The 16,818-nt window shown below is 68.5% G+C and carries 12 protein-coding genes and 2 pseudogenes; 8 read left to right on the top strand and 6 right to left on the bottom strand.

Annotated features, from left to right (window positions below):
• Positions 1-7 precede the first annotated feature (7 nt).
• Positions 8-271: a hypothetical protein gene (locus ACWDTP_RS20015; protein ID WP_450022873.1), complete on the bottom strand. Its 264-nt coding sequence runs from the start codon at positions 269-271 to the stop codon at positions 8-10.
• A gap of 285 nt (positions 272-556) precedes the next feature.
• On the opposite strand from ACWDTP_RS20015, the gene typA reads away from it, so the two are divergent.
• Entirely contained in the window at positions 557-2,446 is a 1,890-nt protein-coding gene (gene typA / locus ACWDTP_RS20010) for a translational GTPase TypA (RefSeq protein WP_450022871.1), read from the top strand.
• Positions 2,447-2,510: 64 nt separating this feature from the next.
• Positions 2,511-4,379, top strand: a complete 1,869-nt coding sequence (locus ACWDTP_RS20005) for an ABC transporter family substrate-binding protein (RefSeq protein WP_450022869.1) — start codon at positions 2,511-2,513, stop codon at positions 4,377-4,379.
• Between the two features lie 57 nt (positions 4,380-4,436).
• On the opposite strand, the gene ACWDTP_RS20000 is transcribed toward ACWDTP_RS20005, so the two are convergent.
• Positions 4,437-5,843, bottom strand: coding sequence for a hypothetical protein (locus tag ACWDTP_RS20000; protein WP_450022867.1), 1,407 nt, complete (start codon positions 5,841-5,843; stop codon positions 4,437-4,439).
• Positions 5,844-6,424: 581 nt separating this feature from the next.
• On the opposite strand from ACWDTP_RS20000, the gene mshB reads away from it, so the two are divergent.
• Entirely contained in the window at positions 6,425-7,294 is an 870-nt protein-coding gene (gene mshB / locus ACWDTP_RS19995; protein WP_450022865.1) for an N-acetyl-1-D-myo-inositol-2-amino-2-deoxy-alpha-D-glucopyranoside deacetylase, read from the top strand.
• A 252-nt stretch (positions 7,295-7,546) separates the two neighbouring features.
• Positions 7,547-7,861 carry a hypothetical protein gene (locus tag ACWDTP_RS19990; RefSeq protein ID WP_450022863.1) on the top strand — a complete coding sequence of 105 codons (315 nt, stop codon included), beginning with the start codon at positions 7,547-7,549 and terminating at the stop codon, positions 7,859-7,861.
• Position 7,862: 1 nt separating this feature from the next.
• Here the strand turns inward: ACWDTP_RS19990 and ACWDTP_RS19985 are convergent, their stop codons facing one another.
• A complete protein-coding gene (locus ACWDTP_RS19985; RefSeq protein WP_450022861.1) occupies positions 7,863-9,155 on the bottom strand; it encodes a hypothetical protein in 1,293 nt (430 codons plus the stop codon).
• Between the two features lie 279 nt (positions 9,156-9,434).
• Between ACWDTP_RS19985 and ACWDTP_RS19980 the strand changes: the two genes are divergently transcribed.
• The gene (locus tag ACWDTP_RS19980) at positions 9,435-12,014 is read left to right on the top strand and encodes a bifunctional FO biosynthesis protein CofGH (protein ID WP_450022859.1); all 2,580 of its coding nucleotides are present in this window, start codon (positions 9,435-9,437) and stop codon (positions 12,012-12,014) included.
• Positions 12,015-12,462: 448 nt separating this feature from the next.
• On the opposite strand, the pseudogene ACWDTP_RS19975 reads toward ACWDTP_RS19980, so the two are convergent.
• A pseudogene (locus ACWDTP_RS19975) lies at positions 12,463-12,564 on the bottom strand (excalibur calcium-binding domain-containing protein); the annotation flags it as partial.
• Positions 12,565-12,820: 256 nt separating this feature from the next.
• Between ACWDTP_RS19975 and ACWDTP_RS19970 the strand changes: the two are divergent.
• Positions 12,821-13,369 (top strand): YceI family protein, encoded by a 549-nt coding sequence (locus tag ACWDTP_RS19970; protein ID WP_450022857.1) that lies wholly within the window; start codon positions 12,821-12,823, stop codon positions 13,367-13,369.
• 94 nt (positions 13,370-13,463) lie between these two features.
• On the opposite strand, the gene ACWDTP_RS19965 is transcribed toward ACWDTP_RS19970, so the two are convergent.
• The gene (locus tag ACWDTP_RS19965) at positions 13,464-15,473 is read right to left on the bottom strand and encodes an FAD-dependent oxidoreductase (RefSeq protein WP_450022855.1); all 2,010 of its coding nucleotides are present in this window, start codon (positions 15,471-15,473) and stop codon (positions 13,464-13,466) included.
• Entirely contained in the window at positions 15,470-16,036 is a 567-nt protein-coding gene (locus ACWDTP_RS19960; protein ID WP_450022853.1) for a PadR family transcriptional regulator, read from the bottom strand. Before ACWDTP_RS19960 ends, ACWDTP_RS19965 begins: the two co-directional genes overlap by 4 nt.
• 264 nt (positions 16,037-16,300) lie before the next feature.
• Here ACWDTP_RS19960 and fdxA point away from each other — a divergent pair, with 264 nt between their 5' ends.
• Both fdxA and ACWDTP_RS19950 read left to right on the top strand, forming a co-directional pair.
• A complete protein-coding gene (gene fdxA / locus ACWDTP_RS19955; protein ID WP_450022851.1) occupies positions 16,301-16,624 on the top strand; it encodes a ferredoxin in 324 nt (107 codons plus the stop codon).
• 23 nt (positions 16,625-16,647) lie between these two features.
• Positions 16,648-16,818, top strand: a pseudogene (locus tag ACWDTP_RS19950) (succinyldiaminopimelate transaminase); the annotation flags it as partial.

Genomic DNA, 16,818 nt, shown 5'->3' with positions numbered 1-16,818 from the left:
GAGACGGTCAGTAGTGCAGCCGGTCGCCGACTACCCGGACCGTCCCGGGATGCTGTGTCGCATACAGCGGGTGCAGCAGCATCGGATGACGGCAGTGCGCGCAGGACTCCTGCGGACGGTTCACCGAGGCGAACGTCAGGTGGTGGCATTCGCTGCACCGCACCACATAGCAGGCCCCGATCCAGTTGGCCAGGCCCACATAGATCGCCACCGTCGTGGCGGTCGCCAGCACCATGATCAGCGCGACGGTAAGAACTTCGTAAACCGTCATGACCGGTACCTCCAACCACGTTGAGCAACCTGACGGATAACTCAAACGGTACTCGCGAACCTTAGGATTTCCTGGCACGTTTGAAGACCTTGTCCAGGTCATCACCACGCAGCCCGTTGAGGTCGGCCTTGCGGACCTTGTGCAGTACGACAGGGCACCGCTTGCACCTCGGCTTGCTGCGACAACACTTCTTTTTCGGTTTGCGGCCGGCGAGCTTCGCGGACTTCAACGTGACGGGGCTCTCTCGTTTTCGTGATCGGCTCGGCTACCTGCGAGAATCAGCGGGTGAATTTTCGCAACGTCGCCATTGTGGCCCACGTCGACCACGGCAAAACGACCCTAGTCGACGCGATGCTGCGGCAGTCGGGTGCGCTGACGCACCGCGGCGACGACGCCGTCGAGCGGCTGATGGACTCCGGTGACCTGGAGAAGGAAAAGGGCATCACGATCCTGGCGAAGAACACCGCGGTGCACCGGCATCACGCCGACGGTTCGATGACCGTGATCAACGTCATCGACACCCCCGGTCACGCCGACTTCGGCGGCGAGGTGGAACGTGGCCTTTCGATGGTCGACGGGGTGGTGCTGCTGGTCGACGCGTCCGAGGGGCCGCTGCCGCAGACCCGGTTCGTGCTGCGCAAGGCGCTGGCCGCGCACCTTCCGGTGATCCTGGTGGTCAACAAGACCGACCGGCCCGACGCGCGGATCTCCGAGGTCGTCGAGGAGAGCCACGACCTGCTGCTCGACGTGGCCTCCGATCTCGACGACGAGGCGCAGGTCGCCGCGGAGAAGGCGCTGGACCTGCCCACCTTGTACGCGTCGGGACGGGCCGGTATCGCCAGCACCACCGAGCCGGCCAACGGCGAGAACCCCGACGGCGAGAACCTCGACCCGCTCTTCGATGTGCTGCTCGAGCACATCCCGGCGCCGTCGGGCGATCCGGAGGCCCCGCTGCAGGCGTTGGTGACCAACCTCGACGCATCGGCATTCCTGGGCCGGCTCGCGCTGATCCGCATCTACAACGGCAGGCTCAAGAAGGGCCAGCAGGTGGCGTGGATGCGCGAGGTCGACGGTTCACCCGTCATCACCTCGGCCAAGATCACCGAACTGCTGGCGACCGAGGGTGTCGACCGCAACCCGACCGATGTCGCGGTGGCCGGAGACATCGTGGCGATCGCCGGGATCCCCGAGATCATGATCGGCGATACCCTCGCCGACCCCGAGCACGCCCATGCCCTGCCGCGCATCACCGTCGACGAGCCCGCGATCTCGGTGACCGTCGGGACCAACACGTCACCGTTGGCGGGCAAGGTATCCGGTCACAAGCTGACCGCCAGGATGGTGCGCAACCGGCTGGACTCCGAACTGGTCGGCAATGTGTCGATCCGGGTCATCGACATCGGCCGTCCCGATGCCTGGGAGGTGCAGGGCCGCGGCGAACTCGCGCTGGCGGTGCTGGTCGAACAGATGCGCCGGGAAGGTTTCGAGCTGACGGTCGGCAAACCGCAGGTGGTCACCAAGAACGTCGACGGCAAGCTGCACGAACCGTTCGAGGCGCTGACCGTCGACTGTCCCGACGAGTTCGTCGGCGCCATCACCCAGCTGATGGCGGCCCGCAAGGGCCGGATGGAGGAGATGACCAACCACGCCGCCGGGTGGGTCCGGATGGACTTCATCGTGCCCAGCCGCGGGTTGATCGGATTCCGCACCGACTTCCTGACACTGACCCGCGGCACCGGCATCGCCAACGCGGTGTTCGATGGCTACCGGCCGTGGGCCGGCGAGATCCGGGCCCGCCATACCGGTTCGCTGGTGTCGGATCGCACCGGCTCGATCACCCCGTTCGCGATGATCCAGCTGGCCGACCGCGGGCAGTTCTTCGTCGAACCGGGCCAGGACACCTACGAGGGCCAGGTGGTGGGGATCAATCCGCGCGCCGAGGACCTCGACATCAACATCACCCGCGAGAAGAAGCTGACCAATATGCGTTCCTCGACGGCCGATGTGATCGAGACGCTGGCCCGGCCGCTGGAGCTGGACCTGGAGAAGGCCATGGAGTTCTGTGCGGCCGACGAATGTGTCGAGGTGACACCCGAGATCGTGCGGGTGCGCAAGGTGGAACTCACCGCGAGCCTGCGGGCCAGGGCAAAGGCACGGGCCAAGGCGCGGGGCTAGGACGCTGAGACCGAACGCCGGAGCGCTGCACGGAGCCCGGCGGGCGGGTCGTTACCCTGGGCGGGTGCCGACACCGTCCCGCCGCGCCTGCCAGACCATCGGCGCGTTCGTCTCGGTGCCGGCGCTGCTGCTCGGCGGTTGCACGGTCAGCCCGCCACCGGCCCCGCAGAGCACCGAGACGTCGGAGACCACGCCGCCGCCCCCGCCCAAGGCCACCCAGGTCATCATGGCCATCGACTCGATCGGGCCCGGTTTCAACCCGCATCTGTTGTCGGATCAGTCTCCGGTGAACGCCGCGATCGCATCGCTGGTGCTGCCGAGTTCGTTCCGCCCGGTTGCCGATCCGAAGTCGCCGACCGGGTCGCGCTGGGAACTCGACCCGACGCTGCTGGAGTCGGCCGAGGTGACGAGCCAGGACCCGTTCACGGTCACCTACAAGATCCGGCCCGAGGCGTCGTGGACCGACAACGCGCCGATCGCCGCAGACGACTACTGGTATCTGTGGCGCCAGATGGTCAGCCAGCCCGGCGTGGTCGATCCGTCGGGCTACGACCTGATCACCGGGGTGCAGTCGGTCGAGGGCGGCAAACAGGCCGTGGTGACGTTCTCCCAGCCCTACCCGGCCTGGCGCGAGCTGTTCAACGACATCCTGCCCGCCCACATCGTCAAGGACATCCCCGGCGGTTTCGGCTCCGGCCTGGCCAGGGTGCTTCCGGTCACCGGCGGCCAGTTCCGGGTGGAAAGCATTGACCCGCAACGCGATGAGATCCTGCTGGCTCGCAACGACCGGTACTGGAGTGCGCCCGCCAAGCCGGATCTGCTGCTGTTCCGCCGCGGCGGCGCCCCGGCGGCACTGGCCGATTCGATCCGCAACGGCGATACCCAGGTGGCCCAGGTGCACGGTGGCGCGGCCACCTTCGCCCAGCTCAGCGCGATTCCCGATGTGCGAACGGCCCGTATCGTCACGCCGCGGGTCATGCAGTTGAGCCTGCGGGCCCAGCAGCCGAAGCTGGCCGATGCCCAAGTGCGCAAAGCGATTCTGGGGCTGATCGACGTGGACCTGCTGGCTTCGGTGGGTGCCGGCGACGACAACACCGTCACCCTCGCCCAGGCCCAGGTGCGTTCACCGTCGGATCCCGGTTATGTCCCCACCGCGCCGCCCGCGATGGGTCGTGAGGCCGCCCTGGAACTGCTGCAGGCCGCCGGTTATGAGACGGAACCCGCCGACGAGTCGGGCGCACCGGCCCCCGGCGCGCCGCCGGAGACCGGTCGGCAGCGCATCGTCCGCGACGGTGTGCCGCTGTCGTTGGTGATCGGCGTGGCATCCAACGATCCGACCTCGGTGGCGGTGGCCAACACCGCCGCCGACCAGCTGCGCAACGTCGGGATCGACGCCTCGGTGCTGGCGCTGGATCCGGTTGCGCTGTACGGGGATGCGTTGACCAACAACCGGGTGGACGCCGTGGTGGGTTGGCATCAGGCCGGGGGAGACCTGGCCACCGCGCTGGCGTCGCGGTACGGCTGCCGCGCGCTGGAGGCCACCGCGGTCTCCACCGCGATGCCGCAGGTGACGCCGCCGCCGTCGCCGACCCCGAGCGCATCGACGCCGTCGCCGTCGGCCACCACCACGACGCCGACCGCGCCCATTCCGGCGCCCGAGTCCGGCGAACTGGTACAGGCACCGAGCAATATCACCGGCATCTGCGACCGCAGCATACAGTCGAGAATTGATGCGGCACTTGATGGTTCGGCCGACATCTCCGAGGTGATCGAGGCCGTCGAGCCCCGGCTGTGGAATATGTCGACGGTCCAGCCGATCCTGCAGGACACCACGATCGTCGCCGCGGGCCCGAGCGTGCAGAACGTGAGCCTGACCGGAGCGGTCCCGGTAGGGATCGTCGGCGACGCCGGGCGCTGGACCAAGACCAAATAGTCCCGACGACAGTGGGCCCCCGCTCCGGCGCGGGGGCCCACTGCGCGGAGTGGCCGATCAGGCTGCGCTGCTTGACTTTCCACCCGATGCGGAATCCGACTTCTTGGCGCTGCCGGCGCTGCCGGCGCTGCCGGCGCTGCCGGCGCTGCCCGTCTTGTCCGGCGAGCTCGAGCCCTCGCTCGTCTTGGCGTGCTTGCCGGGCTTCCCGGACAGGCCCTCGGCGGCCTTCTTGAAGCCGTCGGAGATATTCCTGACGGTGCCCTGGATGCCGTCGCGGACCTGCTTGAGTGGGTTGGTCCTGGCGGTCTTGGGCGCGGTGCCGACCTTGCCGGGCTCGGCCTTGGGGCTGTCCTTGACCAGGTCGGCCTTGGTACCGGCCTCGGTGCCGGCCTCGGTGCCGGCGGATTCCTCTGCCGCGGCAGGGGTTTCGTCGGCCGGGGCCGACGATGCGGCGGCGGGTTTCGCGGCATCGGTGCCGGCGACCGGTTTGGTGGCCTTGGCGGCGGCCGGTTCGGAGACCTTGAGGCTGACCGTCGTCGGGGTGTCGGCGGCCTCCTCGGTGCTGTCGGTCTCGGGCCCGAGAATTCCGCCCAGCCCCGAGAGGAGGTTGGCCCGGTCCGCTTCGGGCGCGATGGCCGCGGCGACGGCTTGGGGAATCGTGACCAGCAGGCTCTGCACGAGGCCCCTGGTGAAGGCGCTGTCGCTGGTGCTCAGCAGGCCGACATAACCGCCCTCGTACCCGTTGAGCAGCGCCCCGGTGACCGTGGCCGGGGTGTTGATCAGGGCGTCGACCGCCGCCACCGGATCACCCGCGCTCACCGCGTCGTAGACGGCCTGCGCGCTGTCCCCGAACGCGGTGACGGTGCCCAGCCCGGAACTGATCGCGCCCAGCCCGATCGGCAGTGCCAGATCCGGTACCACTGCGACCACATTCGCGAAGTTCTGCGCCATCGTGGCCGGCATCGAGAGCAGGGGAAGCAAGCCGCCGACGGGGGCCAGGATCAGCCCGAGCAGGGCGTTCTTGAACGTCTCGGTCGCGCCGGTGATATCGCCCTCGCCGATCTGCCCGAGGGCCACCCCGAGCTGCGCGGTGAAGCCGTCCGGGTTGTCCGGCCGGAGCTGGTCGACCAGACCGGTGACCGTGCTCTGCAGGCCATCGGCGATCGTGGTGGCATTGCCGAATTGATTCTCGATGAGCTGGCGCAGCGCGGGCGCCGGGTCGGCCAGCACCGACTCACCGAGGCTGCCGATATTGGCGACCGCGGTCGCCAGGACGTCGGCCCACGGGGTGATCGGGTCGGGCAGCGCGAGCTGATCCGCCAGTGCGGACAACTCGACATCGGCCGACGAGACGGCTGGGACGTGGAGGTCGGGAAGCGCCGGTGTGATGGGGCTGATCGCGATGGCGCTCGCCCCGACGAGGGCGACTCCGGCTGCGAGATACGGACGGGCTGCGACTTGCATGTACATCTCCTCTGGATGGCTGATCCCCCGGCGTCGCAAAGCTACCCGAGAGTAAGTTAAATGACCTTCCAATTTGGAAAAGTTGAATTCATCCCGCGCGGGCTGGCAACGCAGTTCGTTCTCACGGTGAACTAGCTGGTCAAAGCTCTTCTTTGGAGCGCGCCGCCGTTTCGTCTAGTGAGCGCGCTCATGCCGCGTGCGCATCCCTTGCCCGAAAACGTGTCGGCTGGCAAACATCTGTCGGAGGCCCGCAACGGTTAGCTGCGCACGAGTGCCTGGACGTTCAGACCCTGGTACGTCCGGATACCGGGCGGGTGGCGGCGCTTTGCGTCGGCATCGGGGGTCGTCGGCCGTGGTGACGGGGCGGACCGGACTCGCCGGTCGGGGCCTGCCGGGGGAGGGTCATGCCCGCCGCTGCGAACGGGAGTTTGCCGGATGCTTCCTTTCGCAACCAAATGTCGGTGAGCGTCACTTTCATCCGGACCGTAAATTTTGCCCCGTTCGACGGATCGGGGCGGCCGCGCCACCACGAACGGCAGCGTGAAGGTATGCCGGGACCGGGCGCGCTACATTCGCTATCGATGCCCAGAGAAACCGCACGCCTGCTGTTCGTCCACGCCCATCCGGACGACGAAACCCTCACCACCGGCGCCACCATCGCCCACTACGCCGCGCGGTGCGCCGATGTGCATGTCCTCACCTGCACGCTGGGCGAGGAGGGTGAGGTGATCGGCGAGCGTTACGCCCAGTTGGCCGCCGACCTGGCGGATCAACTCGGCGGGTACCGCATCGGTGAGCTCGCGGCCGCATTGGGCGCGCTCGGCATCGGTGCGCCCCGGTTCCTCGGCGGGGCCGGGCACTGGCGGGACTCGGGGATGGACGGGACGCCGCCGCGGGGTTCGCGGCGCTTCGTCGACGCCGACATGGACGAGGCGGTCGGTGAGCTGGTCTCGGTGATCGGCGAGTTGCGTCCGCACGTCGTCGTCACCTACGACCCCGCCGGCGGCTACGGCCACCCCGACCACATCCAGACCCATCGCGTGACCACCACGGCCGTCGCCGCGGCCCCCGCCGCGGTGGGCTGGACCGTACCGAAGTTCTACTGGACCGTAATGGCCACCAGCGCAATGGGTTCCGGGTTGGCCCGGCTGACCGACCTGCCCGAGGACTGGGTCAGGGTGAACGTCGACGACGTACCGTTCGGCTTCGCCGACGACAGCATCGACGCCGTCGTCGACGCCACCGAACACCTGCCCGCCAAGGCCGCGGCGCTGCGGGCACACGCCACCCAGGTCAGTGTGGCGCCGCACGGCCGGGCGCTCGCGCTGTCGAACAAGCTGGCGCTGCCGTTGCTCGGGCAGGAGCATTATGTGCTCGTCGGGGGAGAGCCGGGCCCGCGCGACGCCCGCGGCTGGGAAACCGACCTACTCGCCGGGCTGGATCTGGAATAGACCGAACCGGACGTTGTAAGCTCCGGACAGTCGTCGAAGGGATATCCATGGACCCCGATCTGGATCCGAACCTCCAGCACTGGCAGGACCGAGCGGACAACTTCCAGTGGGTCGTCGGCTCGATGGTGTCGTTGCTCGACAGCATCCCGACCTGAACCGGACCTGATCCGGATCTCGTCCCGCGTCGTTCCGATCGATGACGCGGAGCCGGCCTTCGCGGGGATCGTTCTCACCCTGCTCGCCATCGACGGCGTGATCTCCGCCGTGGTCGGCGCGCTGCTCCTGCCGATGTACATCGGCACCGTCCCGTTTCCGATCAGTGCCCTCGTCTGCGGCGCCGTGAACGCGGTGCTGGTGTGGTCGGCCATGCACTGGTCGGATTCACTGTTGCGATCCGGGCTCCCGTTGTGGACCTTCCTGGCGGCCGTCGTGGTGATGATCCTCGGCGGCCCGGGCAGCGATGTGATCTTCAACGGCCCGGGCGTATTCGCCTACAGCTCGCTGATTTTCATCGCGCTCGGCGCGTTACCCGCGGCCTGGCTGTTGCGGCGCCGCCACCTCGGCTGAGCTAGTCTCCGGTGCCGCCGGATGTGGTGCCGCCGGATTTGGCGTCGGACCTCTCGCCCTTGCCGGCCTTGACCCGCTTGACGAGCCTGTCCCTCTTCTCGGGCTTCCCGGCCGTGCGGGCGTCGCGCACGGTCCGACGGACGGTCTCGGTCGCCTTGCCCGCATCGGTGACCGCCTTGCCGACGGCGCCCTTGAGATCTTTCAGGCCGTTCGCGAGCGAACGGGCGGGCCTCGGCGCGGGCCTGGCCGGCCGGGTCGCCTCGGTCCTGTCGGTGGCCTTGCCGGTTGTGGTGTCGGCGTTGAGCGCCGTCTTGATCGAGTCCGGCACCTCGGCGACCTCGGTCGCGCGCTCCTGGGCGCCGCCCAGCTCCGCGGCGGCCGAGCCGATCGCCTCGGCGGCGTCGCTGACGCCGGACTCGACGCCGTCGGCGAGCGACTGCAGCGGACCCTGGTCGGACGGGTCGGTGATCTTGCCCAGACCGGCGTCGGCCAGGATGCGGCCGATCGGACCCGTCAGGGGCCCTTCGGTGAAGGCCTTGACCAATTTGGCGAAATCCTCGTCGCCGGCGACGGCCTCGGTGGCCGGCTCGACCGGCGTCGTCACCTGCAGTGCCGATATCTCGGTGGCCGCCGCGGCGAACGGAAGCGGCGGAAGGGGCAGCGGCGGCAGGGGCGGCAGCACCCAGCCCAGGAAGTAGTCGGCCTCGGCGACCACGGTGTTCCACGCCGCGGCGGCCACCGCCCAGCCCACGTCGCCGATACCGCTCGCCCAGACCCCCAGGTTCAGCGGATCGTTGAGCACCGGGTTGATCAGGTTGTACACCACGGTGTTCGCGATCGGCCTGATCAGGTCGTAGTAGAAGATGTCGACCTGTGCGCCGGCCAGACCCGCGAACGGCACGCCCCAGCCCCCCGCCCAGTAGGCCAGGTCGACACCGTAGTTGACCCCCCAGTCCACCCAGCCCTGGATGAACTGGTAGCTGGACGTGACGAAATCGCTCGCGGCGTTCTGCGTCGTGACGTCCCCGGGGCCCGCGGCCAGCGCCTCCGGGGCCGATCCGGTCGCGGTTCCACCCCCGGTCGGCGGCTCGGCGGGCACCGGCAGGGCCGACGTGGTCCGGCTCGCGGCGGCCAGCAGGTCGACCATGGCCTGGGTCAGATGGGGCTGCGCCGAGACCGGATGCGCCGGCACGGCGACGTCCTGCGGGGCGATCTGGATCGGCGCCAGGGCCACGGTGGTCGCGGTGGCCGCCGCCGCACCCGCCACCAGATACGACCGGACAGAAACCGTCATCGTCACACTCCTGAAATCCCGCCCGGCCTGCGCATAAAGATATCGTCGTCGACGACGATATCGCCACGGAATTCCCGTCCCGGGTGTCGGCGAGGGCGAGTCGGATAACACATTGGAAACGACGGGGGACCGATCCGGGAACGGATCGAGCCCAGCGGGCCGACCCGGCGACCGGTGCTGGGACTACTGTGGCCCCTATGTCGTGGGCATGGCAGGCGCACCGGGTTTCAGAATGTGAGATGTGCGGATGATCGTGGACAACGCCGGGGTTACACGGGAGTGGCTCTGAACCCCCAGCACGGCGCCGATCTGCCCAGTCCCGCGGTCCCCCCGAAGGCCGCGGCACCCAGCCCCACAGCGTTGCGGCGGGTGTTACGGCGGGCCAGAGACGGGGTCGCACTCAACGTGGACGAGGCCGCGATCGCGATGTCCGCGCGCGGCGACGATCTGGCCGACCTGTCTGCCAGCGCGGCGCGGGTGCGGGATGCGGGTCTGGCCTCGGCGGACCGGCGCGGTGCGCACGGCCGGTTGCCGGTCAGCTATTCGCGAAAGGTGTTCATCCCGGTCACCCATCTGTGCCGCGACACCTGCCACTACTGCACGTTCGTCACGGTGCCCGGGCGGCTGCGGGCCGAGGGCACGGGCATGTACATGGAACCCGACGAGATCCTCGACGTAGCCCGCCGTGGTGCCGAGCTGGGTTGCAAGGAAGCCCTTTTCACGTTGGGTGACCGGCCCGAGGCGCGCTGGGACGAGGCCAGGCAGTGGCTGGACGAGCGCGGTTACGACTCGACCCTCGACTACGTCCGGGCCATGGCGATCCGGGTGCTCGAGGAGACCGGCCTGCTGCCGCACCTGAACCCCGGTGTGATGAGTTGGTCGGAGCTGTCGCGGCTCAAGCCGGTCGCCCCGTCGATGGGCATGATGCTGGAGACCACGTCGCGGCGGCTGTTCAAGACCAAGGGCCTAGCTCACTACGGCAGCCCGGACAAGGATCCGGAGGTACGGCTGCGCACCCTGGACGATGCCGGCCGGCTCTCGATCCCGTTCACCACCGGCCTGCTGGTCGGCATCGGCGAGACGCTGGTCGAGCGGGCCGAGACCATGCACGCGATCCGCAAGTCGCACAAGGAGTTCGGTCACGTTCAGGAAGTGATCGTGCAGAACTTCCGGGCCAAGGACCATACCGCGATGGCCTCGGCGCCGGATGCCGGTATGGAGGATTTCCTGGCCACCATCGCGGTGACCCGGTTGGTGCTCGGCCCGAAGATGCGGATTCAGGCGCCGCCGAACCTGGTGTCGCGCGACGAATGCCTGGCGCTGATCGGCGCGGGTGTCGACGACTGGGGCGGGGTGTCGCCGCTGACTCCCGACCACGTCAACCCCGAGCGGCCCTGGCCCGCCCTGGACGATCTCGCCGAGGTGACCGCCGAGGCCGGCTACGACCTGGTGCAGCGGCTGACCGCCCAGCCGCAGTATGTGCGGGCCGGGGCGGCCTGGATCGACCCGCGGGTGCGTGGCCACGTCGACGCCCTGGCCGATCCCGACACCGGATATGCGCTCGACGTCAACCCGGTCGGGCGGCCATGGCAGGAACCCGATGAGGCCTCGGAGTCGTTGGGACGCACCGATCTGCACGCCGCGATCGATTCCGAGGGGCGGCTCACCGAGACCCGCAGCGACCTCGACAGCGCCTTCGGCGACTGGGAGTCGATCCGGGCCAAGGTCACCGAACTCGCGGCCCGCGCACCCGAGCGCATCGACACCGATGTGCTCGCCGCGCTGCGCTCGGCCGAACGCGATCCGGCGGCCTGCAGCGACGACGAGTATCTGGCGTTGGCCACCGCCGACGGCCCGGCCCTGGAAGCCGTTACCGCGCTGGCGGATTCGCTGCGCCGCGAGGTGGTCGGCGACGATGTGACGTTCGTGGTGAACCGCAACATCAACTTCACCAACATCTGCTACACCGGATGCCGGTTCTGTGCGTTCGCCCAACGCAAGGGCGACGCCGACGCCTACTCGCTGTCCACCGATGAGGTCGCCGACCGGGCCTGGGAGGCGCATGTCGCCGGCGCGACCGAGGTGTGCATGCAGGGCGGGATCGATCCCGAGCTGCCCGTCACCGGCTACGCCGATCTGGTGCGCGCGGTCAAGGCCCGGGTGCCGTCGATGCACGTGCACGCGTTCTCCCCGATGGAGATCGCCAACGGGGTGACCCGCAGCGGTCTGTCGGTGCGGGAGTGGCTGACGTCGCTGCGTGAGGCGGGCCTGGACACCATCCCTGGCACCGCCGCCGAGATCCTCGACGACGAGGTGCGCTGGGTGCTGACCAAGGGCAAGCTGCCCACCTCGGAGTGGATCAACGTGGTGACGACGGCTCACGAGGTGGGCCTGCGATCGTCGTCGACCATGATGTACGGCCACGTCGACACCCCCAAGCACTGGGTGGGCCATCTCAACGTGCTGCGCTCGATCCAGGACCGGACCGGCGGGTTCACCGAATTTGTGCCGCTGCCGTTCGTGCACCAGTCCTCGCCGCTGTATCTGGCCGGCGGGGCGCGTCCGGGTCCGACGCACCGCGACAACCGGGCCGTGCACGCGCTGGCCCGGATCATGTTGCACGGCCGGATCCCGAGCATCCAGACCAGCTGGGTCAAGTTGGGTATCGAACGGACTCAGGTGATGCTGCGCGGCGGCGCCAACGATCTCGGCGGCACGCTGATGGAGGAGACCATCTCCCGGATGGCCGGCTCGGAGAACGGCTCGGCCAAGACCGTCGAGGAGTTGACGGCGATAGCCGAGGGGATCGGCAGGCCCGCCCGGCAGCGCACCACCGACTACACCCCGCTGGCCGCCTGACTTCTTTGCACCGCGAGCGCGCGTGTCTGTTGGTAGGCGCGCCGCATTTCGTCGGCAATCCACGCACGCTCGTCGGCTACGGCAGTGCGCCGGCTGGTGTCAGGCAGTTGACATCGTGTCCGTCGCCTGCCGTTCCGGAGTCGACGAGTCGGCCGGCGAGGATCTCGCATGCCAGCATCGTCGCGTCTCCGATCACGGGGTCGGCGCCCACCATCTGATCGCCGGTGCCGCTCGCGGAGAATGTCGCCCGGCCACCGCAGTGCGTCGCCGTCTGCAACGTACCGGTCGCACCGTCGGGAGCGGTGATCTCGATGCAGTCAGCGCCCGCCCAGTTCACGACGGTGGTAAAGACGCCGCCGGCTGCCGGGGGAGCAGCCGGGGTCGGAGCTGCCGGTGTGCCATAGAGCGGCAACCCTCCGGTGGCGGATGCGCTACCGCCCCCGCCGGTCTCACATGCGACGCCGTCGCCGTCGCGATCCAGCTTTGAGCTGTACCCCGGTTGCCCGGCATACAGCGGGGCGGCGCCGGCGGCGCGGGCGGCAGCGCAATTGGGGAAGGCGCCCGCGGTGGGGGCGGTGATGAGTCCGGCCACCGGGGCCAGGCAGGCGAGACCGAGCAGGAGACGACGCATGGGGATCCGATCTAAAATTGACATGACGGAAAATTATCGAGCAGACGAATGATGCACCGCCGTCGTCAAGATCGACGGTATTTCTCCAAAAGCCGCCGGAATGAAATCGGACCATGGTCCGTTTAGTCTGGGGAGGGGTGCCGGACGCGCCGGCCCCCGAGACCAAGGAGACGCCATGACCGTTGCAGTAGCCACCGACCTCACCGCGGGCACCTGGGCCATCGACCCGGTGCACTCGTCCATCTCGTTTTCCGTGCGCCACCTGGTGGTGAGCAAGGTGCGGGGCGCGTTCCGGGACTTCTCCGGTGCGGTCGTCGTCGCCGAGGACGGCACCCCGTCGGTCAACGCCGAGATCGTGATCGGTTCGGTCGATACCGGCAACGAGCAGCGCGATGCGCACCTGAAGGCGGCCGACTACTTCGACGCCGAGAAGTACCCGACCGCCACGTTCCGCTCGACCGGAGTCACGGCCAAGGGCGACGACTACGTCCTCGACGGCGAGTTCACCCTCCATGGCGTCACCAAGCCGGTCAGCCTCGAGCTGGCGTTCAACGGCGTCAACCCCGGTATGGGCCACGGTGCCGTCGCCGGCTTCGAGGCCTCGGTTGTTTTAAACCGCAAGGATTTCGGCATTGACATCGATATGCCGCTGGAGACCGGTGGCGCCGTCGTCGGCGACAAGGTCACCATCGCCCTCGAGATCGAGGCACTGCGCCAGGCCTGACCCCGTTTCTCCGGCGAGCAGACGCGCGTGTACCCGAACGGGCTCGTTTTCGGGTACCGATGCGTCTGCCCGCGGGAAGAACGGAAGGAAGTTCCTACAACCGCGCGGCCAGCTCGGTGCCCTGGCGGATCGCCCGCTTGGCATCGAGTTCGGCCGCGAGTGCCGCCCCGCCGATGACGTGCGGTTCGATACCGCGGTCGCGCAGCGCGGCTTCGAGGTCGCGCACGGATTCCTGGCCCGCGCAGATCACCACGTTGTCGACCGCGAGCACCCGGGCGTCGGCGTGCTCGGGGCCGAAGCTGATGTGCAGCCCGGCATCGTCGATGCGCTCGTAGTTGACCCCCGACAACTGTTGGACGCCTTTGGCTTTCAGTGACGCCCGATGCACCCAACCTGAGGTCTTGCCCAGCTTGCGGCCCTGCGGGCCCTTGGTCCGCTGCAGCAGATACACCTCGCGTACGGCGGGGGCGGGCAGCGGGGTGGTCAGCGCACCCCTCGCCTCCTGCGGATCGGCCGCCCCCCATTCGGCCTTCCACTCCTTGAGGTTGAGCGTCGGGGATTGATCGGTGGTCAGGAACTCGCTGACATCGAACCCGATCCCGCCGGCCCCGATCACGGCCACCGTCTTGCCGACCGGCGCCCCGCTGATCGCCTCGGCGTAGCTGAGCACCATCGGATGGTCGATGCCGGGAATGTCGGGCATCCGCGGCGTGACCCCGGTGGCCAGCACGACATCGTCGAAGCCGGTCAACTCCTCGACGCCGGCACGGGTGCACAGCCGCACCGCCACACCGTGCTTGCCCAGCATCGTGGTGTAGTAGCGGACCGTCTCGTTGAACTCCTCCTTGCCGGGAATCCTTCTGGCCAGGTCGAATTGGCCGCCCACGCGCGATCCGGCCTCGAACAGCGTCACCCGGTGCCCGCGCTGGGCCGCGCTGACCGCGGTGGCCAGCCCGGCCGGGCCTGCCCCCACCACGGCCACCGATCTGGCCCGGCGGGTCGGCGCGAGTACCAGCGAGGTTTCGCGCCCCGCCCGCGGATTGAGCAGACACGACACGTTCTTGTGGACGAACGCGTGGTCGAGACAGGCCTGATTGCAGGCTATGCAGGTGTTGATCTCGTCGGCCGCATCGGCCGCGGCCTTGCGCACCCACTCCGGGTCGCTCAGCAGCGGCCGGGCCATCGAAATCAGCTGGACGTGAGTTTCGGCCAGGATCTGTTCTGCGTTCTGCGGCATGTTGATCCGGTTCGAAGCGACCACCGGGACCCGCACGTGCTCGGCCAGTGAACTGCTGATGTCGACGAACGCGCTGTTGGGCACCGAGGTGACGATGGTCGGCACCCGCGCCTCGTGCCAGCCGAAGCCCGAGTTGATCAGCGTGGCCCCGGCCTCCTCGATTTCGATTGCCAGCGCGACGATTTCATCCCAGCTCTGACCGTCCTCGACGTAGTCGGCCATTGACATCCGGTAGCACACGATGAAGTCGGTGCCGACCGCCTCGCGCACCCGCCGTACGATCTCGACCGGGAATCGACGCCGTTTCTCCGGTGTGCCACCCCATGCGTCGGTGCGCCTGTTGGTGCGTGGTGCCAGGAACTGGTTGAGCAGATAGCCCTCGCTGCCCATGATCTCCACACCGTCATAACCCGCCTCGCGGGCGAGCAGCGCGCACCGGACGAAGTCGCCGATCGTGCCGTCGACGTCGCGCAGCGCGCGCGGCCGAAAGGGGTTGATCGGGGCCTTGATCGACGATGCGCTCACCGAAAGCGGGTGGTAGGCATAGCGTCCGGCGTGCAGGATCTGCAGCAGGATCTTCCCGTCGGCGTCGTGCACGCCGCGGGTGATCTTGCGGTGCCTGCGCGCCTCGCCCGAGGTCACCAGTTGTGACGCGAACGGCAGCAACCAGCCGGTCTTGTTCGGCGCGTAGCCGCCGGTGATGATGAGCCCGACGCCGCCGCGGGCGCGTTCGGCGAAGTACTCGGCGAGTTTCCCGGTATCGCGGGCCCGGTCCTCCAGGCCGGTGTGCATCGAACCCATCACCACCCGGTTGCGCAGCGTGGTGAATCCAAGATTCAACGGCGACAACAGGTTCGGATATTTCACGACGACTCCAGGGCTCGGGATACTTCGGACAGCCAGTCGATGGCGCTCTCCTCGGCGCGGATGCCGCCGCGCAGTACCAGGTACTGATGCAGAGCGCTGCCGGTCAACGATGACGGATCGGGGAACTGCCGCTTCTCATACCCGCGGAAGGTGTCGAGCAGCGCGGCCCGTTCGGCGCGCAGCGCGTCCACCTGGGTGCGCAGGGCCGAGACGTCACCGTAGGCGGCCGCGCGCACTTTGACGGCCAGATCCCTGGTGCGGTTGTCGGCCACCGACCCGCCGCGACCGGACCTGGCTCCGGTGACGGGTTCGGCGATCCAGCGGGCGAGCTCGGCCCGCCCGTCGTCGGAGACCGTGTAGACCTTCTTGTCCGGCCGTCCGTGCTGGACCACCGGGGTGACGCGAACCCAGCCGTCGCGCTCCATGGTCCGCAGGGTGCGATAGATCTGCTGATGGGAGGCGGCCCAGAAATGGCCGATCGAGCGGTCGAACCGGCGGGCGAGTTCGTATCCGGACCCGGTTTGTTCGCAGAGCGACACCAGGATGGCGTGCTGGAGGGCCATGGCTGAAGGGTAGGCGGAACCGGCGGTCCTATGCAACGTGTTGCACTGCAGTGAAGTGCATAGTGGTGGCCCCTAGGCGAGGTGTATCTGCAACGGTTAGTATCAGTAACCACACGCCACCCCTACCGGGCGGCGTGTGAAGTTAGGGCACACTGAGACGCGCGTCCAGGTACGGCCAACGCATACTGGCCACGCACTACCGGACCGGGCTCACGAGCCCTGACCCGAGCCCGACCAGCAGCCCACTGGACAGGAGAGACATCAGTGACGTACGTCATTGCCGAACCCTGCGTCGACGTCAAAGACAAGGCATGCATCGAGGAATGCCCCGTCGACTGCATCTACGAGGGCGGACGCATGCTGTACATCCACCCCGACGAGTGCGTGGACTGCGGTGCTTGTGAGCCGGTCTGCCCGGTCGAGGCCATCTACTACGAAGACGATGTGCCAGACCAGTGGGCCAGCTACACGCAGGCCAATGCCGACTTCTTCGCCGAGCTGGGCTCGCCGGGTGGCGCCTCCAAGGTGGGCCAGACCGACAACGACCCGCAGGCGATCAAGGATCTGCCGCCGCAAGGTGAGGACTGACACTGTCGGCTGAGGTCATCTCGATGAGGGCGCGATCGGCCCGCTCGGCGCTGCCGGAGTTTCCCTGGGACACCCTGGCCGATGTCACCGCGACGGCCAGGGCGCACCCGGACGGCATCGTCGACCTTTCGGTAGGCACTCCAGTAGATCCCGTGGCCCCGCTGATCCGGGAGGCGCTGGCGGCCGCCAGCGCC

This window comes from Mycobacterium sp. NPDC003449 (assembly GCF_053588415.1).
The sequence above is the reverse complement of the archived record's forward strand: the minus strand, read 5'-3'. Positions and strand labels throughout refer to the sequence as shown.